We start from the raw sequence: 21,415 nt of genomic DNA, 5'->3' as shown, positions 1-21,415 counted from the left end.
AAATTAAAATTGATAGAATCTTTCTGAAAAACAAGGGGGTAAATGGAATGAACATCTACGTACTCATGAAACGAACATTTGATACAGAAGAAAAAATCGTAATTAAAAACGGTGCAATTTACGATGGCGAAGCGGAATTCATCATCAACCCTTACGATGAATATGCAATTGAAGAAGCAATTCAAGTAAGAGACGCACAAGGTGGAGAAGTTACAGTTGTAACAGTCGGTGGCGAAGATAGTGAGAAAGAACTTCGTACTGCATTAGCAATGGGCTGTGATAAAGCGGTATTAATTAATATTGAAGATGATGTAGAAAATGGTGACCAGTTCACGACAGCAAAAGTACTTGCTGAGTATTTAAAAGATAAAGATGCAGATTTAATTTTAGGCGGAAACGTTGCAATTGATGGTGCATCTGGACAAGTAGGGCCACGCGTAGCTGAAGCGTTAAATATTCCATATGTAACGACAATTACAAAACTTGAAATTGACGGTACAAATGTGAAGATTGAGCGTGATGTTGAAGGTGATACAGAAGTGATTGCAACTTCATTACCAGTTTTAGTAACAGCACAGCAAGGTTTAAATGAACCGCGTTATCCATCGCTTCCAGGTATTATGAAAGCGAAGAAAAAGCCGCTAGAAGAATTAGAATTAGATGATTTAGATTTAGAAGAAGATGATGTGGAAGCAAAGACAAAAACAATTGAAATCTATTTGCCTCCTAAGAAAGATGCAGGAAAAGTGTTACAAGGCGAGCTGCAAGATCAAGTAAAAGAACTTGTATCGTTGCTCCATACAGAAGCGAAAGTAATCTAATAAAATACGAAATTATATATGCAGGAGGGAAAATCTATGGCTCGTAAAGTATTAGTAATGGGTGAAGTTCGTGATGGATCGCTACGTAACGTTTCTTTTGAAGCGGTAGCAGCAGCAAAAACAATTGCAGAAGGCGGTGAAGTAGTAGGTCTTCTAATTGGAGACAGCGTTGCCTCTTTTGCAAATGAATTGATTCATTACGGTGCAGATCGCGTTGTGACAGTTGAAAATGATAAATTAAAATCATATACATCTGATGGTTATGCACAAGCGTTTTTAGCTGTACATGCTGAAGAAAATCCAGAAGGTATCGTTTTTGGACATACAGCACTTGGTAAAGATTTATCACCAAAATTAGCAGCGAAGCTTGAAGCTGGTTTAGTTTCTGACGTAACTGCTTTAGAGGTTGAAGGTGGAAATGTTATCTTCACTCGTCCAATTTACTCTGGTAAAGCATTCGAGAAGAAGATTGTAACAGACGGCATCTTATTTGCGACAGTGCGTCCAAATAATATTGCAACTCTGGAAAAAGATGAGTCTCGCAGCGGTGACGTATCTTCTATTACAGTTGATGTGAAAGATTTACGTACAATCATTCAAGATGTTGTCCGTAAAACAGCAGAAGGTGTGGATCTTTCTGAAGCAAAAGTTATTATCGCTGGCGGACGTGGTGTGAAGAGTGAAGAAGGCTTTAAGCCATTAAAAGAGTTAGCAGACGTACTAGGCGGCGCTGTTGGGGCATCTCGTGGTGCTTGTGACGCTGAATACTGTGATTACTCATTACAAATTGGTCAAACTGGTAAAGTTGTTACGCCAGACTTATACATTGCATGTGGTATTTCTGGTGCGATTCAGCATTTAGCAGGTATGTCTAACTCAAAAATAATCGTTGCGATTAATAAAGATCCAGAAGCAAGTATCTTTAAAGTAGCTGACTATGGTATTGTCGGTGACTTATTCGAAGTTGTACCTCTTTTAACAGAAGAGTTTAAAAAGTTAAAAGTACATTCATGATTTAAGTACCCTTGAGTTCCAAGTGAAGTACCCCTATATATAGAAAAAGGTGAGAGATCCCCTGTCTCTCATCTTTTTAGTATTTAATCCGTATTTTTATATAGTATAAAGGAACATTTTTTTGTTACAATACATAACGATACATATTATTCGCCACGTATATAAGTTAATGATATACTCTTGGTAGAATATACTTGAAGGAGGAAATAAAATGGCAATTGTAAACGCAAATGACCAAAGCTTCGCAGCAGAAACTAGCGAAGGTGTTGTATTATTAGATTTCTGGGCACCTTGGTGTGGACCTTGTAAAATGATCGCTCCTGTATTAGAGGAAATTGATGCAGAACTAGGCGAAAAAGTAAAAGTAGTAAAAGTAGACGTTGATGAAAACCAAGAAACTGCTCGTCAATTCGAAGTAATGAGCATTCCAGCTCTTTTCGTATTAAAAGACGGTAAAGTAGTTGATCAAGCGTTAGGTTACAAACCGAAAGAAGCGTTAGTAGAATTAGTTTCTAAACACTTCTAAAATAAAAAAAGCTACCATTTGGTAGCTTTTTTTATTTTCTTTTTTACAGTCTTTCCGTTACAATAAAAGAACGTATGTTGGGTGTTTGGGCATAGTATGTTTTCAAGGGAAAATAAAAATGCTAAGTATGTAGAAATGGAGGGAGACGAGTGCACGAACATTTGAAAGAGAAGTTGGCTATTTTACCAGATCAACCTGGTTGTTATTTGATGAAAGATAAGCAAGGAACGGTTATATATGTCGGAAAGGCAAAAGTGCTTAAAAATCGTGTGCGCTCGTACTTTACTGGTTCACATGATGGGAAAACACTGCGGCTTGTAGGAGAAATTGTTGATTTTGAATATATTGTAACCTCTTCGAATTTAGAAGCACTTATTTTAGAGTTAAATCTAATTAAAAAATATGATCCGAAATATAATATTCAATTAAAAGATGATAAAACATATCCTTTTATTAAAATTACGGCGGAGAAGCAACCGCGCTTACTCATTACTCGAAACGTAAAAAAGGATAAAGGGAAATATTTTGGTCCTTATCCAAATGCACAATCTGCTCATGAAACGAAAAAACTGCTAGATCGTATGTATCCACTTCGGAAATGCACGAATATGCCAGATAAAGTGTGTTTGTATTATCATATGGGTCAATGTTTAGCGCCTTGTGTGAAAGAAGTGACGGAAGAACAAAATAAAGAAATTGTAGATGAAATTATTAAGTTTTTAAATGGTGGACATAAAGAAGTTCGTTCAGAACTAGAAATAAAAATGTATGAGGCCTCAGAGAAACTAGAGTTTGAACGTGCAAAAGAGTTGCGTGATCAAATTGCTCATATTGATGCGATTATGGAAAAACAAAAGATGATTATGAGTGACTTAGTGGATCGTGATGTGTTTGGATATGCAGTGGATAAAGGATGGATGTGTGTTCAAGTTTTCTTCGTTCGAAAAGGAAAGCTAATTGAACGTGATGTTTCTATGTTTCCAATTTACGATGAACCAGAAGAGGGTTTTTTAACGTTTATCGGCCAATTTTATGAAAACAGTAGTCATTTTAAGCCGAAGGAAATTGTCGTTCCAGGAAGTATAGACTCGGAATTAGTAGAGCGCTTTTTAGAAGTGGAAGCGACGCAGCCGAAACGTGGTAAGAAAAAAGACCTTGTAGAATTGGCAAATAAAAATGCGAAGATTGCTCTTGAAGAGAAGTTTTACTTAATTGAACGTGATGAAGAACGAACGATTAAAGCGGTAGATCATTTAGGGAAGCAGCTTGGGATTGAAACGCCGTATCGTATTGAAGCGTTTGATAACTCAAATATTCAAGGAACAAATCCCGTTTCTGCAATGATTGCTTTTATCGATGGGAAACCGGCGAAGAAAGAGTATCGAAAATATAAAATTAAAACGGTTCAAGGGCCAGATGATTATGAGTCTATGAGAGAAGTTGTGAGGCGCCGTTATACAAGGGCGCTTAAAGAAAATTCACCTTTACCTGATTTGATTATTATTGATGGAGGAAAAGGCCATCTAGCGGCTGCAAGTGATATTTTAGAGAATGAGCTCGGATTATATATTCCGATGGCAGGTCTTGTAAAAGATGATAAACATAAAACCTCCCATTTAATTATTGGGGATCCACCGGAACCTGTGATGCTTGAGAGAAATAGCCAAGAATTTTATTTATTGCAGCGTATTCAAGATGAGGTGCATCGATTTGCGATTACATTCCATCGTCAATTACATGGGAAATCTGTCATTCAATCAGCATTGGATGATATTCCAGGAATCGGTGATAAACGGAAAAAGGTATTGTTAAAACATTTTGGTTCATTAAAGAAGATGAAAGAAGCTTCTATAGAGGAATTTGTCGAAGCGGGTATGCCGAAAAATGTCGCGGAGACGATTTATACGTATTTAACAGATAAGAAGACGTTGTAGTTTACAACGTCTTCTGTTTTTTGGTATAATTTCTGAAGATTTAAAATAAACTCATCTGAATGAAAATACAAAAAAGTCAACTAAACTGATATGTCTAGTTGACTGTAGGTAATGCTTACACTTCAATGAGATCTTTTATATCCCATTTTACAAGAAATGTAATAGAGTCAGAACGTTTTTTCTTTTCTTCGTATGACTCTGCAACGACGTTCCGTTGCTTTTGGATTTGTTCAGCGATGAATCCGGCTTCTAGTTGATAAGAAGAATGTCGTTTTTGTTTTTGACGTTCTGCGATGAGTGTGCCTTTAAGTTGGAACTGCATTTCACGACGCTTATGTTCAACAATGCTTAAAGTGCCCCAGCCAGCCTTTTCAAAGAACTGAATGACTTCTTCAATTGTTTCTAGCGGATATTTTCTTGCAAGGTTTCTACCAGACCAGTATAAAATACCATCTAAATCGTTGCCGATTAAATCAGGTAGTAATTCTTCACGTAGCAATTCATAAGCGAAGGCGTTCAATGAAACATCTTCTAAAGATGTTGTATCGATTGTATTTTTACTCACAATATTCCCCTCTTTCTATAGGGATTATTATATAACATTTCACATTTATAAAAACAGATTTTTCTTTAGGAAAATCTGAATATATAAGAAGAAAAAAAGAATTGGCAAATTATATGCAAATTATGTATACGTTTTCTTGACGCTTCGACAAAAATAGGAGTAAAATGAACTTGGTATCAAATTATGCTGAAATATTTCGAATAATTTTTTCAGTTTTTCTTATGCCAATAGTGAAAAAACATTATTGTCATAAACTAATCTGAAAACAGCAGTCAAACATTCAAGGGGGGTAATGGGGACATGAAAGGCCGCGAGTATACGTTTCGTAAGTGGCACTCATTAATGGGGGTCATCCCGGTTGGTGTCTTTTTGACGCAACATTTAATTGTAAACAACTTTGCAACACGAGGAGCAGAGGCTTTTAACAAAGCTGCAGGCTTTATGGAGCTCCTTCCATTCCGGTATGCGCTAGAAATTTTCATCATCTTTTTACCGATACTGTACCATGCTATATATGGCTTATATATTGCATTTACAGCTAAGAACAATGCGGTTTCTTACGGTTATTTCCGTAACTGGATGTTCGTCTTCCAAAGAATTTCAGGTATCGTTACGCTGATCTTCATTTCTTGGCACGTCTGGGAAACTCGTATTCAAGCAATGTTAGGTAAAGAGGTAAACTATGATATGATGGCAGATATTTTAAACAATCCAGCTATGTTTGCATTCTACTTAGTTGGTGTTGTTTCAACAATTTTCCACTTTGCAAATGGACTATGGACATTCTGCATCAGCTGGGGAATTACAGTATCTCCACGTTCACAAAGAATCTCTACTTATGTAACATTAGCTATTTTCTTAGGTTTATCTTATGTAGGTGTGAGTGCATTATTAGCGTTCATCGATCCACAGCTAGCAAACCAGTAAGGAGTGGGAGAGCATGAAAGGGAAACTTATAGTAGTCGGCGGTGGCTTGGCTGGCTTAATGGCAACGATTAAAGCGGCAGAAGCAGGAGTAAATGTTGAACTGTTTTCTTTAGTACCAGTAAAACGTTCACATTCTGTATGTGCTCAGGGCGGAATTAACGGTGCCGTAAATACGAAAGGTGAAGGGGATTCTCCATGGATCCACTTTGACGATACAATTTATGGTGGGGACTTCTTAGCGAACCAACCACCAGTTAAAGCAATGTGTGAAGCAGCACCTGGTATCATTCATTTAATGGACCGTATGGGTGTTATGTTCAACCGTACGGAAGAAGGACTTCTTGATTTCCGTCGATTTGGTGGAACGCAACATCACCGTACAGCATTTGCTGGTGCAACAACTGGACAGCAATTACTTTACGCATTAGATGAGCAAGTACGTCGTCACGAAGTAGCAGGACTTGTAACGAAATATGAAGGTTGGGATTTCTTACGAGCTGTTGTTGATGATGAAGGTGTGTGCCGAGGAATCGTTGCACAAGACTTACAAACTATGGAGATTAGAAGTTTCGGAGCAGATGCCGTGATTATGGCAACAGGGGGCCCTGGTATCATTTTCGGAAAATCAACAAACTCCATTATCAATACAGGTACAGCAGCTTCTGCTGTATATCAACAAGGCGCATATTATGCAAACGGTGAGTTCATTCAAATTCACCCAACGGCAATTCCTGGAGACGATAAATTACGTCTTATGAGTGAATCTGCACGTGGTGAAGGTGGACGTGTTTGGACATATAAAGATGGTAAACCATGGTACTTCTTAGAAGAAAAATATCCGGCTTACGGAAACCTTGTACCTCGTGACATCGCAACGCGTGAAATCTTTGATGTTTGCGTAGAGCAAAAACTAGGTATTAACGGTGAAAACATGGTGTACTTAGATCTTTCTCATAAAGATCCAAAAGAACTAGATATTAAACTAGGTGGAATTATTGAAATCTATGAGAAATTTACAGGGGATGATCCTCGTAAACTACCGATGAAAATCTTCCCAGCTGTTCACTATTCAATGGGCGGACTATGGGTTGATTATAAACAGATGACAAATATTCCAGGTTTATTTGCAGCAGGTGAGTGTGATTATTCTATGCACGGTGGTAACCGTCTTGGCGCGAACTCACTATTATCAGCAATTTATGGTGGTATGGTAGCAGGACCAAACGCAATTGAGTATATGAAAGGTCTTTCTAAATCATCTGATGCTGTTTCATCTACTGTATATGAGCAAAATGAATTAATCGAAACAGAGAAATTTAACAATATTTTAACGATGGATGGTAACGAAAATGCGTATGTTCTTCATAAAGAGCTTGGAGAATGGATGACAGATAACGTTACAGTAGTTCGTGAAAATAAAAAATTATTAGAAACAGATGCGAAAATTGAAGAATTAATGGCTCGTTACAAACGTATTAACATTAACGATACAGCAAGATGGAGTAACCAAGGTGCTTCATTTACACGCCAACTTGCAAATATGTTTGAGTTAGCACGTGTTATTACAATTGGCGCATATAACCGTAATGAGAGCCGTGGGGCGCATTACAAACCTGAATTCCCAAATCGTGATGATGCAAACTTCTTAAAAACTACGATGGCAAAATTTGAGGGAGAAGGAAATGCACCAGCATTCCATTACGAGGACGTTGATATTTCGTTAATTAAACCGCGTAAACGTGATTATTCTTCAAAACACGATGTAGCTGCTAAGGGTGAAGAGAAGGGGGATAAACAACATGTCTGAGAAAACAATCCGCCTCATCATTACGAGACAAGACGGGCCAGATGCGCAAGCGTTTGACCAAGAATTTGAAATTCCATATCGTCCGAATATGAATATTATCTCAGCACTTATGGAAATCCGTCGTAATCCTGTTGATTCAAAAGGGAACCAAACAACTCCGATTGCATGGGATATGAACTGCTTAGAGGAAGTATGTGGTGCATGTTCGATGGTGATTAACGGAAAACCACGTCAATCATGTACGGCACTTATTGATCAATTAGAGCAACCAATTCGCTTAAAACCGATGAAGACATTCCCGGTTGTACGTGACTTACAAGTTGATCGTAGTCGCATGTTTAATGCTCTAAAACGCGTTAAAGCGTGGATTCCAATTGATGGTACGTATGACCTAGGTCCAGGACCAAGAATGCCTGAGAAAAAGCGTCAATGGGCTTATGAGCTTTCAAAATGTATGACATGTGGTGTTTGCTTAGAATCATGTCCAAACGTAAACAGTAAGTCTGACTTTATTGGACCAGCACCGTTATCACAAGCTCGCTTATTCAACTCACATCCAACGGGTGAAATGCATAAAGCAGATCGCTTACGTGCAATTATGGGAGATGGAGGACTAGCAAACTGTGGTAACTCTCAAAACTGTGTGCAATCATGTCCGAAGGGTATTCCTTTAACAACTTCAATTGCGGCATTAAACCGTGATACAACAATTCAATCGTTCAAAGATTTCTTTGGTAGCGATAATAACTATTAATAAATATTGCCTCTTCATATCGAAGAGGCAATATTTATAACTATATTTTTCTGTTTATTCTGTTTATTTCAAGATGAAAAGGAGAGATAACAATGAAGAGGATTTCTTATATTGAAGACTTTGAGCAATGGGAAAGTGGTTTTTCGTTTTACAACCCTGTAAAGGTTCGTTTTGGTGAAGTAGATATGTTTGGACATGTAAATAATGTCGTTGCTTTTACTTATTTTGAAGAAGCTCGTATTGCGTTGTTTAAAGAACTTGGATTTATGCAAGAGTGGACACATGCATCATCAGAAACGATGATCGTTGTTGCGGATTTACAATGTAATTTTATTAAGCAAATATATTTTGATGAACAGCTGAAGGTGTATGTAAAGGCAGGATTGGTCGGGAATTCTTCTTTAGATTTACATTATATGGTGAAGAATGCAGAAGGAGAGATTTGTTTAGTAGGTCGTGGAATGATGGTTCAAGCTTCGAAAAAAACAGGAAGAGGCGAACCATGGCCTGAAGAATGGAAGAAGAAATTACTACAATAATAGAGTGAAAGAAAAATAAGAGAGCAATTTGCTCTCTTATTTTTTGTCTTCCATCGCTTCTTCTAATGTTAAGTGATGTTTATATAGGTATGTAGCGTATGGATTACCAACGTAGCGTAAGTGCCATGGTTCATAGGCATATTCTGTTGTATCTGTTTTATCTTCTAAGTAACGAATGACAAAGCCGAATTCATGAGCATGTTCCGCGACCCATTTTCCTTCTGCTGTCTCTCCGAAGATAGGCTCTAATTGAAATTTAGCTGATTTTGAACTAATATCCATTGCTAAACCCGTTTGGTGTTCACTTGTACCAGGAATTGCGCTTACCGAATTAGCTTCGGCTTTTCCTTGACGTCTAACGTATGTATCATGCAACGATTTTTGGCGTTTGTATGAACGATAACCAGATACAGCTGTAAGATCAAGCCCTTCTTTTTTCGCAGCTTTGAACATGTTTTCAAGTGCCTCGGCAGCATCTTTGCGCAGCAATGTTTTTTCTTTATCTTTTGGACTAATAAATGGTACATTTGGTCTCGTTAAGTCTTCAGGAATGTATCCATCTGGTAGTTTTCGATGTTTATTAATTAAGACAAGATTAGATTTTGGATTTGTTACAACTGAAAAGTCATTGTCTATTTTCTTTGCATTATGATCAGCTTTTGGAAAAGCAGGAATCTCTTCTTTTTTATGGTTATTATGCTTTTGACTTTCGACAGCTTTTGCTTCATTATGTAGTGGTGTTTTAGAACCAAAGTAAGCGAAAGATGTGATCCCGATTACAATAGTAGTGGCAGAAATAATTATTATCTTTTTCATGATGCCTTGTAATCACAGTCCCTTCTTCATAAAATGTGTATTGTTTTTTTATTATAAATCTAGTTTGTTGGAAAAGGAATATAAGAGTCATAACGTAATAGAAATGCAAAGAAAATGTCAGAAAATGTGTGAATTTGTAGTATTTTTTTATATAATTCATTTCTTATCTTTCATGATTTGCATTTTTTATGTAATATATATACATAAGAAGATGTAGCGATTATCGAGAATAAAGAACTTCTTGTATAGACTAGGAGTGAATGGGAATGGATTTTGCAACAATTATTGGACTTATTTTAGGATTTGTAGCAGTGGTAGTAGGGATGGTCGTCAAGGGCGCTGACATAACAGCCTTATTAAATCCTGCCGCAGCATTAATTATTTTTATTGGTACATTTGCTGCAGTATGTATTGCATTTCCGATGAATCAACTAAAAAGGGTTCCAAAACTATTTAAAGTTCTTTTTGGTTCAAATAAAAAGGATTTAAGTTATGAACAGTTGCTAGAATTATTTGTTCATTGGACATCTGAAAGTAGAAAATACGGTATTTTGTCTTTAGAGCAACAATTAGACAAAATTCAAGATGAATTTCTTTTGCGCGGTATGAAATTTGTGATTGATGGCGTATCCGCAGAAGATTTAGAGCAGATTTTGGAATCTGAATTAGAGGCAATTGAAGAAAGACATGCAAAGGGAGCTGCTATTTTTTCACAAGCTGGTACGTATGCACCGACATTAGGAGTTTTAGGTGCTGTTATCGGTCTTGTAGCTGCGCTTGGTAACTTAACTGATATTGAAAAGTTAGGTCATGCTATTTCTGGTGCGTTTATTGCAACGATTTTTGGTATTTTTTCAGGTTACGTATTATGGCATCCATTTGCAAATAAGTTAAAGCAAAAATCTTCAGCTGAAATTGAGAAAAAACGTTTAATCATTGATTGTTTATTAATGTTACAAGAAGGTACATATCCGTTTATTATGAAGAACCGCATTTTAGGTGCACTTTCTGCAACTGAGCGTAAAAAGCTAGAAAAAGGAGCAGAAAAAAATGCGGAGTAAGAAAAATAGAAGAGGCAAAAAGAAAAAACATGATGAGCATATCGATGAAACGTGGTTAATCCCATATTCTGATATGTTAACGTTGTTATTTGCATTGTTTATCGTTTTATTCGCAATGAGTAGTATAGATGCTGCGAAGTTTAAACAGATGGCAGTTGCTTTTCGAAGTGAATTAGCTGGGGGAACAGGTAACAAAGAATTTTTAAGTGATCAAAAGCCAAATGATGAAAAAGAATTATCAGCAAGTAGCCTTGAGGCAGAACAAGCAAAAAAACAAGAAGAAGCTAGAGCTAAAGAAAAAAAAGAGATGGATGAATTGAAAGCATTACAAAAAAAGATTGATCAATATATTAATGAAAAACAATTATCTTCTTCTTTTCAAACTAAATTAACTGAAAAGGGATTAATGGTGACAATATTAGAAAATATACTGTTTGATTCGGGGAAAGCAGATGTGAAATTAGAATCTTTAGGGATTGCAAAAGAGATGTCTAGCTTACTTGTTTCAGCGTCACCTCGTGAAATTACAGTATCGGGTCATACGGATAATGTCCCTATTGCCAATGCGCAGTTTGCGTCGAATTGGGAATTAAGTACGCAGCGGGCAGTTAATTTTATGCAAGTATTACTGCAAAATAAAGAATTACAACCAGAAAAATTTAGTGCGATTGGATACGGAGAATACCGTTCAATTGCTCCAAACGATACACAAGAAGGAAAGGCAAAGAATAGACGTGTGGAAGTATTTATCTTGCCTTTAACAGAGAAAGTAAAATAAAAGAGGATGGCGAATGCCATCCTCTTTTATTTTACATCAAATGATTTTAAGTTGTCGCGACGGATTTTATCTTTTTCTGCATCTGATTTTTTGAAATCATAATCATATAAAGCGCCTTCCCAATCGCCATACATTGGATTCGGGAAAATAATGAATTTCTCACCAAATTGTGCTTTTGAATCTGCTACTGTTTGGTTACGATCTTTTACAGATTTTCCATCAAAACCTGTGAAATCAGATAAGTTATCACCGAAGAATAAGACAATATCATGGGTTTGAGAAACGAGTTCACGGCGTTTTTCTTTTCCTTTTTCTTTCGGATCTTGTAGTAATATATGTTCTTTCGTTGCTTGAGGAGCACCTACACGCTCAAGATTTTTAATTGTTGCATCTAGTTGATTCGTTTTACGATTTGAGATGTAGTAAATATCTACACCTTTAGACTCTGTATATTTTAAGAAATCAATTGCGCCTGGAAGGGCTTCAGCCTCAGCTTTTTTAATCCAATCATCCCATTTGTAAGGATAGCCTTTGCCTGTTTTTACGCTCATTGCCTGATGAGGACTGTTATCTAAAACAGTTTCGTCTAAATCAAGCACGATAGCAGGTTTTTTCTCTGTCCCTTTTGCAAGAATTGCATCAAGTTTTAATTGACCAATGTTGTACCCTTGGTAGTAAAGTGCTTTCGTTTCACCGGCTGTTTGATACCATAAATCAGCCATTAATTGTTGTTCTGTTAATTTTACTTTCTCTTCTTTCGCCACTGTTTTCTCTGGTGTTCCTGAACATGCTACAAGTGATGTAGATAGAACCGCTACAGATAATAAAGTGGTAATGCCCCTCTTCATCTTCATATGTATCCTCCTTGATGTTAGAAAATCATTTTATATTATATATTAAAATATAATATTTTTATATGAACATTTGCATATTGTCTTTTGTATATATAGTAGTATGTCCTATATTAGAAAGATGAGCAAAATAATAATAGCTGTTTTGACAAGTTTTATTGTCGTAATGACAATTATAATTGACAAAAAGAACTTTGTTATTTACAATTTTAACTAAATAGAACAAATGATGGATTCATGACGATGTTTACATATAAGAGGATGAAGCGTGGTGCTATATTTTGTCTTGAATAAACATAGTCTTTGAAAGAGAGTACGAATGATACTAAAGGGGAGGCTTTATACTTGAGTTTACAAATTCAAAACTTAACGAAACAATTTGGGGAATCAAAAGCAGTTAACGGTTTGCAAATTTCGTTACCAAAAGGTGAAGTACTAGGGTTACTTGGACGAAATGGTGCAGGGAAAACAACAACAATCAAAATGCTTCTCGGATTATTAACGCCTAATGAAGGTTCGATTACATGGGATGGAAAAGCATTTGGAAATAGTGGTGTAACAATTGGGTATTTACCAGAAGAAAGAGGTTTATATACAAAAAGTAGAGTAATAGATCAGCTGCGATATTTTGGTAGATTAGAAGGAATGTCGAAGAAAGAAGTGGATCACGCTATTGATCACTGGTTAGAGCGTTTAGCGATACCAGAATATAAATTTAAAACGGCTGGAGAGCTTTCAAAAGGGAATCAGCAAAAAATCCAATTAATTGCTGCTCTTCTTCATAATCCGGAACTTCTCATTTTAGATGAACCATTCAGCGGCCTTGATCCAGTTAATGCTGGGATGTTAGCTAGTATTATTGAAGAACAAGTACAGAGCGGAAAGACGATTATTTTATCAAGTCATCGTATGGAACAAGTAGAGGCTTTTTGCCAACATGTATGTATTTTGAAAAAAGGTGAAGCAGTCGTAAAAGGACAGCTAAGTGATATTAAGAAAGAATACGGTTTCCGTAATTTAACGATTGAAGATACAGTAGAGAATGAAAAGGGATTAGAAGCTATACATGTATCGTATGAAAAACAACAAGGCCTTCTTTATGTGAAAGTACAAGACGATGCGGAAGCTCTCAAGATTTTGCAACAGTTGCAAGAGCAAGGTGTTAGCTTACGACAATTCAAAATGTTAGAGCCGACGTTAAACGAAATCTTTGTAGAGAGGGCGAAATAACGATGCATAAATTTTCTCACGTATTTTCATTTTATTTTAGGGAAGCGTTTTTATCTAAGAAATCATTAATTACGAGTGCGATTTTATTTTTAGTTGTGTTTGGGATTTTTGCATTTAATCATTTTACTTCAGGCGATGATAAAAATAAGGATAAAGATAAAATTGCAGTTGTAGTAGAGAGTTCCACATATAAAGTACAAAAAGATGAGCTAAATAAGCTATTGCCATCAGCAAAAATAACAATTGGTTCAAAGGATGATTTTGATAAACTGCATAAGCAAGTAGAAGAAGGCGATTTAGATGGTCTATTACATGTGACGGAAAAGGGTGGGGCTCCATCGATTACATATATGTATAATGGATTTCCAAGCCAAGCAACTTCTGCAATTATGGCAGGATATTTAAAGCAACAATATACGATGGTAACGATTGCCAAAAATAATGTTTCACCAGAAATTGCACAGCAATTACAAACAGAAATTCAAGTGAAGCAAGAAGCGATAAAAGATCGTACATCTTCTTTCGGAATTGCCTATTTCTTTACATTTGCTTTATATATGTTTATTGTAGCGTTCGGAAATACAATCGCAATGAATATTGCATCTGAAAAGGCGTCACGTGTAATGGAAGTAATGCTTCCGAAAGTGAAGCCTCTTACGATGATGTATGCGAAAATTTTAGCGGTTGTTTCAACGGCGTTATTGCAACTTGTCGTATTGGCGTGTGGTTATCTTATTCCATATTTGTTAGGTTGGGTCGATTTAGAAAGTGCCTCACTATTTGGTATTCCAATTGACTTTACAAAATTAGATGCAAAAGTTATCAGCATGTTTCTTGTTTATTTCATTACGGGATATTTACTTTATGCGATGATGTATGCTGCTGCTGGAGCTGTCGTATCTAAGACGGAGGATTTACAAGCTGTATCTTTCCCGGTAATGATTTTAATTATGGCTGCATTCTTTATTAGTATTAAATCATTAAGTGATCCGAATAGTACTATCGTTGTTGTAAGTTCTTACGTTCCATTTTTTACACCGATGGTTACCTTCTCACGTATTGTAGCTGGTGAAGCAGGTATGCTAGAAATTACGATAACATTAGCAGTCTTATTGGCGACAATTGCAGTATTAAATGCTGTTACAAGCCGCATTTACGTAAACGGCGTAATGAATTACTCAGATAAAGTGAAATTTAAAGATTTAGCGAAATTTATAAAGCGTCAATAATGAGAGAAAAGCATGATTTCCTATTGAAATCATGCTTTTTCTTTATGTATAAATTAAAAATAGTATATAATAATAAGAGTCGTCTTTTAATAGAATGAATAAAAAGGAGGGTGTGCAGATGGGGATTAGTAGTCGTTTTACAGTAGGTGTTCATATGCTGACATTACTTGCGATAGATCGAAACTCTCGCTGTACCTCTGAATGGATTGCCGGTAGTGTGAATACAAATCCAGTTGTGATTCGTCGCATTACAGGAATGTTGAAGAGAGCAGGACTTGTTGATGTACAAGCTGGTAAAGGTGGTACGACACTTGCTCGAGATTTAGAAGAAATTACATTACTTGATGTATATAAAGCAGTGGAAGTTGTAGAAGAAGGACAACTATTTTCCTTCCATGAAAATCCCAACATTGAATGTCCAGTAGGAGCTAATATTCAATCAGTATTAGAAATTATTTTAATGCAAGCGCAAGAAGCGATGGAAAACGTACTTGCAAATGTAACGGTAGATCAATTAGTTACAAATTTAAAGTCTAAAATGAAAGAATAAAAAAAGCGAGCTTCCTCATAATGAGGGCTCGCATTTTTTTATTCAGAAATATTGAAAATTCTATTTTTCAGTATTTAAAATGAATTTACCTACGATAGCTGCGAAGATACCACCAAGAATTGGTGCTACGATGAATACCCATAGTTGAGAAAGTGCTTCTCCACCAACAAATAAAGCTGGTGCGATACTACGAGCTGGGTTAACAGATGTTCCAGTTAACGGAATTCCTAATAAGTGAATTAAAACTAATGTGAAACCAATTACTAGTCCAGCTAAAGAAGAACTTCCTTTTTTACCTGTTACAGCAACGATAACTAAAATAAATACGAAAGTTAAAATGAACTCAACTAAAAATGCTCCAGATAAACCAAGAGTTCCGAAACCATTTTGTCCTAAATTATCTAAAGGTGTTTTAGCAGATTTTAAAATTGTTACTAACGTTGCAGTTCCTAATAAACCACCTAAAATTTGAGCTAATACATAATAACAAAGTTCCATAGCGTTCATTCGTTTGTTGATGAACATAGCTACTGATACTGCTGGGTTAATGTGACATCCAGAAATTGTTCCGATGCTATATGCCATAGCTACAATAGATAAGCCGAAAGCCATAGCGATTCCTAATGTTCCAATTCCTTCAATTCCGCCGCCAGTGACAGCTACTCCAGTTCCGAATAATACAAGTACAAATGTACCAATAAATTCAGCGATTGCTTTTTTTAACATAATTTACCTCCTATTAATGCACATGAAACGTATTATAACATAAGTTTTAGTATAAACAGCCAATGAAATACTATTCTGATAAGGCAAAATAGGGGGACAATAAAAAAGAGTATGGTTCATCTCTATAGAACCATACCCTTTTTTTATGCCGATTTTTTCTGTTTAACGACTGGAACAGAACGGTTTAAAATACTATTTGCAACCATTCCTAACATGATAATAATCATTCCGATGAGAGAAAGTCCTCCAGGGAGTGAACCATTTAAGAAAATGATTTCTCCAAGTACGGTAAAGACCATCGTTCCAGCTTGTGTTGCTTCAACAGCTCCAAGTAGAGCGAGGTTATCTTTTGCTAAGTCAGTAGCAAAGAAAAATGTCATCGTTGCAATAACGCCGGAACATAATGCTAACAAAAATCCTTGAAGCATTTGGTTGGATGTTGGAATGCCAGTAGTAGAAAATCCGTATATACCAAGCAAGATTGTTATAGGAAGACTTCCAATTGCCATTCCTAATACACGTTGGAACGTATCAAGGCGTCCACCAACAAGCTCCATCATTTTTCGGTTACCGAACGGATATAAGAAAGCGGCTAATACGACAGGTAAAAAACCTAAAATGAACTGAGTCATTGTAATATGGCCTGCGGCAGTTGCTTGCATACAAATTACACCAAGTAAAATAAATAATGCAACATATAAGCTACGAAGTGGAATTTTTCCGCGTACAAGTTTCGTACCTGATTTTGTTTCTATTTTCACGAAAAATAGTGGTGATAGTAGTAAACCAGCTAAAATCGTAACTTGCCAAGTTCCAGCAACGAGCCAAGCTGGAGAAAAGACAGCTGAGAAACTTAATAAAGAATAAAAACCAATACCGGCAACAGAACCCCATCCGATCCATGCCAATGGATGTTTTTTTAACTCTTCCCATAATCCCCTAAAGTTTTTGCGAAATAAAACGATAAGGAATAAAATAGGAAGAGCAAATAAAAAACGGAAGGAAGCTGTCCAAGCCCAGCTCGTTCCAGATACATTCATTGCTTTATTAATAATAAAGGTTGCAGAAAAAAAGGCCGATGATAAAAGACCTAATAAAATTGCGCGCATGAAGTATAGCACTCCTTTCGAAAATAAATAATTATGTATAGTATGATATACTTTCATTTGTTAAAAGTAAACTATTTTATACTTTGAGGTGGTTTTATATATGAAAGAAAATGAAGATATGCAAACGAAAGAAGTCATTCAACAAGTTGGACAGTTATTGAGACAAATTCGAAATGAACAGAAATTAAGTTTAGAAGAATTAGCCCATAAAACAGGAGTTAGTAAATTAACATTAGGAAAGATAGAAAGAGGGGAAACAAATCCGACACTAGCTGTCATTTGGAAAATAACGAAAGGGTTATCAATTCCTTTATCCAGATTAATGGTTGCTGGAGAACCTGTAGCTGTTGCGCGCTGTGGAGAAGGATTTGCAGTAGATGAAGGACAAGCGTGGCATTTAGAAACGATGTTCCGTTATACGAAAGAAACAGGGATGGAAATGCACCGTGCTTGTTTACGATCAAATAGTATATATGAGCCAGAAGCTCATCATGAAGGTGCGATTGAGCTTGTAACGGTAATGAAAGGGAAAGTGTCTATTCAAGTGGAGAATGATGTATACGAATTAAATGAGTTTGATTCCATTCAATTTGAAGCGAATAAGAAGCATATTTATAAAAATGAAGAAGAAGAAGTGGCGGTATTACATTTAACGATGAAATATTCTTCATGAAAAAATCACCTATAGGATTCTATAGGTGATTTGCTCTTCTTAAGTATGTGAAATGATGCCATTAGTACGAACGTGGCATAAGTAATAAACAAATGAAATAAACTAAAAATCCTGTCCCAAAACATAAAACAGCAATAACCCAAATGATACGAATAAGAGTAGAGCTAATATCAAAATATTCTCCTAAACCACCACATATACCAAATAGCATTTTATCAGTTTCGGATTTACATAACCTTTTTGACATATTCCAATCAACTCCTTTTTATATCAAACTGCATACTTTTATTCTATATGGAAATTTATGAGAAGACTATGGGGTTGTATTACATTTTTTTTGTGAGAAGCGATCGTATTAATTGTCTTAATTTTCAGTGGATATTAAACTTGTAGTTATGAGGTGATTTTTAATAAAGGGTGGGGAAATAGAGATGACAGTATATTGGTTGACTAACGTAATGCTTGAATCAGGATATACATATGAAGAAGAGAGAATTTCACAAACAGAAACAGAATTATGCAGTTTACTTATTGAAGATGGTCGAATTAAAAAAATTATAAAAGGGATTGTTCAAGAGGAAGATATAGTAACTTTTGATGCTAAGAACTTATTAATGTTGCCAGCTTTCAAAGAGATGCACATTCACATTGATAAAACATATTATAGTGGCCCATGGAAAGCTTGTATGCCAGCAGAAAGTATTTTTACACGTTTTAATGAAGAAGAAAAAATTTTACCAAAGCAATTAGCGACTGCTCAAAATAGAGCGGAAAATATGCTAGAGTTACTACTGCAAAATGGTGCAACGAATATTAGAACGCATTGTAATGTTGATCCAATTATTGGGCTTGGTAATTTGGAGGCGACGTTAGCGGCATTAGAAACATATAAAAATCGAGTATTTAGTAGAATTGTTGCGTTTCCGCAACATGGATTATTGCGCAGTAATTCTGTGCAACTCGTGAAAGATGCGATGCGTATGGGTGCTCATCTAGTCGGAGGAGTAGATCCAGCTACAGTGGATAATGACATTGAAAAGTCATTACATACAATTATGGATATCGCAGTAGAATTTAATGCGGATGTTGATATTCATTTGCACGATGCGAATAATCTTGGAACGTTTACGATGAAGAGATTGGCAAGTTTAACAGAAGAAGCAGGATGGCAAGGCCGTGTAACGATTAGTCATGCACTTGGACTTGGTGGTGTTACTGATAAAGAGGCTGAAGAAGTGGCAGAAAGACTCGCAAATGTAAATATTGATATTACTTCAACAGTGCCAATTGGTAAACAAGTAATCCCAATTCCGTTATTAGATAAAAAAGGTGTTACGGTTTCATTAGGCAATGATAGCATTACAGATCATTGGTCACCGTTTGGAACAGGTGATATGCTTCAAAAGGCGAATCGATTAGCAGAGCGTTTTGGGTGGAGTGACGAAAGGTCTTTAGGAAAAGCACTCCGCTTTATTACAGGAGGAAAAGAAACGTTAAATAAGGAAGGGAAGCGAGTATGGCCGAATGTAGGGGATGAAGCGAGCTTTGTTTTGACGAATGCGACATGCGCTGCTGAAGCAGTAGCGCGTCAAACAGAAAAACGTTTAGTCGTGTATAAAGGAAATATTGTTGTTGGAAGTTTAAATGAGGTGGAATTAAATAATCTTGTGTAGAAGAATCGTTTAAATATTTTGAGGAGGGTTCTAATGGTGAGTATAGAACTCTTCTTTTTTATTCTTACAATATATTTTTATAGGAAAGCTAGAAGGGATGAAAAAATTGGACAATCAACATAACCAAAATCATATTATGGGAACTTTACAATGGTTTATATTTTTATTAGCAAATTCAATCGCACTACCAATTGTCGTTGGCGGATTATTTCATCTTACGACGGAAGAAATATTTTATTTAATGCAGCGTACGTTTTTTGTAGTTGGTATATCTTCTTTTTTACAAGGATGGCTTGGGCATAGACTACCAATTGCGGATGGGCCGGCTGGATCTTGGGTTGGTGTATTTACCGTACTTGCTTATGCAACGGCCGGACAAGATCAATTACATAGTACACTGCAAATTTTAGAATTAGGAATGATAATCTCCGGTATTATTTTAATAGGATTAGGAGTAACTGGTTTTATAGGACGTATTTTATTTTTATTTACGCCGCTTGTGACAGGGACGTTTTTACTTTTATTATGTGTACAATTAAGTGGTGTATTTTTAAAAGGAATGTTAGGAATTACAGCTACTATTTCTCAAATCGACGGATTTACAGCAATGATCGCGTTTAGTATATTTCTGTTCGTTATTATACTATCTAATTTTGGAAAAGGCTTTGTCAAAAGTTATGCAGTTTTAATAGGATTAATTAGTGGGTGGATTATTTTTCTCATTGCAGGAAAAGTGACAATCCCATCTCAAGTAACTCATTTTGTGCAACTTCCACATATATTTGCTTGGGGACTTCCAAAATGGAATACAGGTATGGCTGTATCAAGTTTCGTTATGGTGTGTATTTTAGTTTCGAATACGGTGGCAGCTATTATAGCAATTAATCAAGCAACTATTCATAAAGCGACTATTGAACAAAAACAGTTGAAAGATGGAACATGGGTTGGGGGGATTTCGCATATCATCTCTTCTGTATTTTCAACTGTAGGTGTCGTTCCGTTACCAGCAACGGCAGGATTTATACGTTTAACAAAACAAAAATATATCCAATCGTTCTTAATGGCATGTGCGTTACTAGTCGTAATGTCTCTTTTTCCAAGTATTATTCGTTACTTAGCATCTTTACCATCAGCTGTCGCATCGGCTGTTTTAATGGCTTCGTTCGTACAGTTAATTGGAATTGGATTTAATAATATAAAACAAGTGCCGATGAGTGAAAGGAATGTAACGATTTTAGGCGTTGCAGTATTATTTGGCAGCGGCGTTATGTTTTTACCGTCTGGAGCACTCCAATCCTTGCCGTCTGTTATGCAATATATATTCGGTAATGGCTTATTTGTAGGTACGGTTGTAAGTATATTGCTAGAACAAATATGGCGCGTTGGAAAGTAAGTGGATAAAAAGAGTGTACGCACTGTATAAAAGTCTAAAATAACATAGGAAATAAAGCCCATTTTCATTCACCACCTGCACATTTCGTTCATACAATATCTTGACTAAATAAACACCCAACTTACACATACACAGCTCTGGCTTAAGCAAGGAGGGTTATACCAGTTGAAGGAAAAAGCGTATCAATCTAAACCTTTACTCACAAAGAGAGAGAGAGAAGTATTTGAATTGCTGGTTCAAGATAAAACAACGAAGGAAATTGCAGGTGAACTTTTTATAAGTGAAAAGACAGTTCGCAACCACATCTCAAACGCAATGCAAAAGCTAGGGGTTAAAGGACGTTCACAAGCAGTTGTGGAGCTTCTTCGTATGGGAGAGCTCGAATTATAAGAAAGCAGCCGACTTTTATATAAAAGTCGGCTATTTTTTTGTTTGCTTC

The 21,415-nt window shown here is 36.1% G+C and carries 23 protein-coding genes; 17 read left to right on the top strand and 6 right to left on the bottom strand.

Annotated elements, in window-relative coordinates; genetic code table 11:
- Positions 1 to 47: 47 nt before the first annotated feature.
- The 4 genes from etfB (at position 48) to uvrC (ending at position 4,295) form a co-directional block, all read left to right on the top strand.
- Positions 48 to 821, top strand: coding sequence for an electron transfer flavoprotein subunit beta (gene etfB, locus C3Y97_RS22860; protein ID WP_001029028.1), 774 nt, complete (start codon positions 48 to 50; stop codon positions 819 to 821).
- Between the two features lie 36 nt (positions 822 to 857).
- Positions 858 to 1,835: an electron transfer flavoprotein subunit alpha gene (gene etfA, locus C3Y97_RS22855; RefSeq protein WP_000101945.1), complete on the top strand. Its 978-nt coding sequence runs from the start codon at positions 858 to 860 to the stop codon at positions 1,833 to 1,835.
- Positions 1,836 to 2,046: 211 nt separating this feature from the next.
- Complete coding sequence (trxA, locus tag C3Y97_RS22850) at positions 2,047 to 2,361, top strand: thioredoxin (protein ID WP_001018943.1); 315 nt, start codon at positions 2,047 to 2,049, stop codon at positions 2,359 to 2,361.
- A 149-nt stretch (positions 2,362 to 2,510) separates the two neighbouring features.
- A complete protein-coding gene (uvrC, locus tag C3Y97_RS22845; RefSeq protein WP_000544296.1) occupies positions 2,511 to 4,295 on the top strand; it encodes an excinuclease ABC subunit C in 1,785 nt (594 codons plus the stop codon).
- A 115-nt stretch (positions 4,296 to 4,410) separates the two neighbouring features.
- Here uvrC and C3Y97_RS22840 read toward each other — a convergent pair whose 3' ends face one another.
- Complete coding sequence (locus C3Y97_RS22840) at positions 4,411 to 4,860, bottom strand: YslB family protein (RefSeq protein WP_000042226.1); 450 nt, start codon at positions 4,858 to 4,860, stop codon at positions 4,411 to 4,413.
- Positions 4,861 to 5,160: 300 nt separating this feature from the next.
- Between C3Y97_RS22840 and sdhC the strand changes: the two genes are divergently transcribed.
- The 4 genes from sdhC to C3Y97_RS22820 all read left to right on the top strand — a co-directional run bounded on the left by sdhC (position 5,161) and on the right by C3Y97_RS22820 (position 8,887).
- Positions 5,161 to 5,787, top strand: coding sequence for a succinate dehydrogenase cytochrome B558 (sdhC, locus tag C3Y97_RS22835; RefSeq protein WP_000678354.1), 627 nt, complete (start codon positions 5,161 to 5,163; stop codon positions 5,785 to 5,787).
- Positions 5,788 to 5,800: 13 nt separating this feature from the next.
- Complete coding sequence (sdhA, locus tag C3Y97_RS22830; RefSeq protein ID WP_000676750.1) at positions 5,801 to 7,594, top strand: succinate dehydrogenase flavoprotein subunit; 1,794 nt, start codon at positions 5,801 to 5,803, stop codon at positions 7,592 to 7,594.
- Entirely contained in the window at positions 7,587 to 8,348 is a 762-nt protein-coding gene (gene sdhB / locus C3Y97_RS22825; RefSeq protein ID WP_001291827.1) for a succinate dehydrogenase iron-sulfur subunit, read from the top strand. The genes sdhA and sdhB overlap by 8 nt, the downstream gene beginning before the upstream one ends.
- Positions 8,349 to 8,440: 92 nt before the next feature.
- Positions 8,441 to 8,887, top strand: a complete 447-nt coding sequence (locus tag C3Y97_RS22820; RefSeq protein ID WP_000822731.1) for an acyl-CoA thioesterase — start codon at positions 8,441 to 8,443, stop codon at positions 8,885 to 8,887.
- Between the two features lie 36 nt (positions 8,888 to 8,923).
- Here the strand turns inward: C3Y97_RS22820 and C3Y97_RS22815 are convergent, their stop codons facing one another.
- Positions 8,924 to 9,703 carry a M15 family metallopeptidase gene (locus tag C3Y97_RS22815; protein WP_000720201.1) on the bottom strand — a complete coding sequence of 260 codons (780 nt, stop codon included), beginning with the start codon at positions 9,701 to 9,703 and terminating at the stop codon, positions 8,924 to 8,926.
- A 266-nt stretch (positions 9,704 to 9,969) separates the two neighbouring features.
- Between C3Y97_RS22815 and motA the strand changes: the two genes are divergently transcribed.
- Entirely contained in the window at positions 9,970 to 10,764 is a 795-nt protein-coding gene (gene motA / locus C3Y97_RS22810; RefSeq protein ID WP_000344853.1) for a flagellar motor stator protein MotA, read from the top strand.
- Positions 10,754 to 11,542 (top strand): flagellar motor protein MotB, encoded by a 789-nt coding sequence (gene motB, locus C3Y97_RS22805; RefSeq protein ID WP_001256734.1) that lies wholly within the window; start codon positions 10,754 to 10,756, stop codon positions 11,540 to 11,542. Before motA ends, motB begins: the two co-directional genes overlap by 11 nt.
- A 26-nt stretch (positions 11,543 to 11,568) precedes the next feature.
- On the opposite strand, the gene C3Y97_RS22800 is transcribed toward motB, so the two are convergent.
- The gene (locus tag C3Y97_RS22800; RefSeq protein WP_000782764.1) at positions 11,569 to 12,396 is read right to left on the bottom strand and encodes a 5'-nucleotidase, lipoprotein e(P4) family; all 828 of its coding nucleotides are present in this window, start codon (positions 12,394 to 12,396) and stop codon (positions 11,569 to 11,571) included.
- A gap of 342 nt (positions 12,397 to 12,738) precedes the next feature.
- Here C3Y97_RS22800 and C3Y97_RS22795 point away from each other — a divergent pair, with 342 nt between their 5' ends.
- The 3 genes from C3Y97_RS22795 (at position 12,739) to C3Y97_RS22785 (ending at position 15,402) form a co-directional block, all read left to right on the top strand.
- Complete coding sequence (locus tag C3Y97_RS22795) at positions 12,739 to 13,623, top strand: ABC transporter ATP-binding protein (RefSeq protein ID WP_000058117.1); 885 nt, start codon at positions 12,739 to 12,741, stop codon at positions 13,621 to 13,623.
- Positions 13,624 to 13,625: 2 nt separating this feature from the next.
- Entirely contained in the window at positions 13,626 to 14,852 is a 1,227-nt protein-coding gene (locus tag C3Y97_RS22790) for an ABC transporter permease (RefSeq protein ID WP_136363665.1), read from the top strand.
- Positions 14,853 to 14,970: 118 nt separating this feature from the next.
- Complete coding sequence (locus C3Y97_RS22785; protein ID WP_000512998.1) at positions 14,971 to 15,402, top strand: Rrf2 family transcriptional regulator; 432 nt, start codon at positions 14,971 to 14,973, stop codon at positions 15,400 to 15,402.
- Positions 15,403 to 15,462: 60 nt separating this feature from the next.
- Here the strand turns inward: C3Y97_RS22785 and C3Y97_RS22780 are convergent, their stop codons facing one another.
- Both C3Y97_RS22780 and C3Y97_RS22775 read right to left on the bottom strand, forming a co-directional pair.
- Positions 15,463 to 16,128, bottom strand: coding sequence for an aquaporin (locus C3Y97_RS22780; RefSeq protein WP_000913213.1), 666 nt, complete (start codon positions 16,126 to 16,128; stop codon positions 15,463 to 15,465).
- A gap of 143 nt (positions 16,129 to 16,271) precedes the next feature.
- Positions 16,272 to 17,237, bottom strand: a complete 966-nt coding sequence (locus tag C3Y97_RS22775; RefSeq protein ID WP_086407794.1) for a DMT family transporter — start codon at positions 17,235 to 17,237, stop codon at positions 16,272 to 16,274.
- Between the two features lie 100 nt (positions 17,238 to 17,337).
- Here C3Y97_RS22775 and C3Y97_RS22770 point away from each other — a divergent pair, with 100 nt between their 5' ends.
- Positions 17,338 to 17,910, top strand: coding sequence for a helix-turn-helix domain-containing protein (locus C3Y97_RS22770; protein WP_000661920.1), 573 nt, complete (start codon positions 17,338 to 17,340; stop codon positions 17,908 to 17,910).
- 61 nt (positions 17,911 to 17,971) lie between these two features.
- Here C3Y97_RS22770 and C3Y97_RS22765 read toward each other — a convergent pair whose 3' ends face one another.
- Positions 17,972 to 18,157 (bottom strand): PspC domain-containing protein, encoded by a 186-nt coding sequence (locus C3Y97_RS22765; protein ID WP_000044334.1) that lies wholly within the window; start codon positions 18,155 to 18,157, stop codon positions 17,972 to 17,974.
- Positions 18,158 to 18,341: 184 nt separating this feature from the next.
- On the opposite strand from C3Y97_RS22765, the gene C3Y97_RS22760 reads away from it, so the two are divergent.
- The 3 genes from C3Y97_RS22760 (at position 18,342) to gerE (ending at position 21,366) form a co-directional block, all read left to right on the top strand.
- On the top strand, positions 18,342 to 19,583 hold the full coding sequence (locus tag C3Y97_RS22760) for an amidohydrolase family protein (RefSeq protein ID WP_000219557.1): 1,242 nt from the start codon (positions 18,342 to 18,344) through the stop codon (positions 19,581 to 19,583).
- A 97-nt stretch (positions 19,584 to 19,680) separates the two neighbouring features.
- Positions 19,681 to 20,976, top strand: coding sequence for a purine/pyrimidine permease (locus tag C3Y97_RS22755; protein WP_086407793.1), 1,296 nt, complete (start codon positions 19,681 to 19,683; stop codon positions 20,974 to 20,976).
- 165 nt (positions 20,977 to 21,141) lie between these two features.
- On the top strand, positions 21,142 to 21,366 hold the full coding sequence (gene gerE, locus C3Y97_RS22750) for a spore germination transcription factor GerE (RefSeq protein ID WP_000659484.1): 225 nt from the start codon (positions 21,142 to 21,144) through the stop codon (positions 21,364 to 21,366).
- Positions 21,367 to 21,415: the final 49 nt, after the last annotated feature.

The organism is Bacillus sp. DU-106, assembly GCF_004799705.1.
Taxonomy (GTDB): Bacteria; Bacillota; Bacilli; order Bacillales; family Bacillaceae_G; genus Bacillus_A; species Bacillus_A cereus.
The sequence above is the reverse complement of the archived record's forward strand: the minus strand, read 5'-3'. Positions and strand labels throughout refer to the sequence as shown.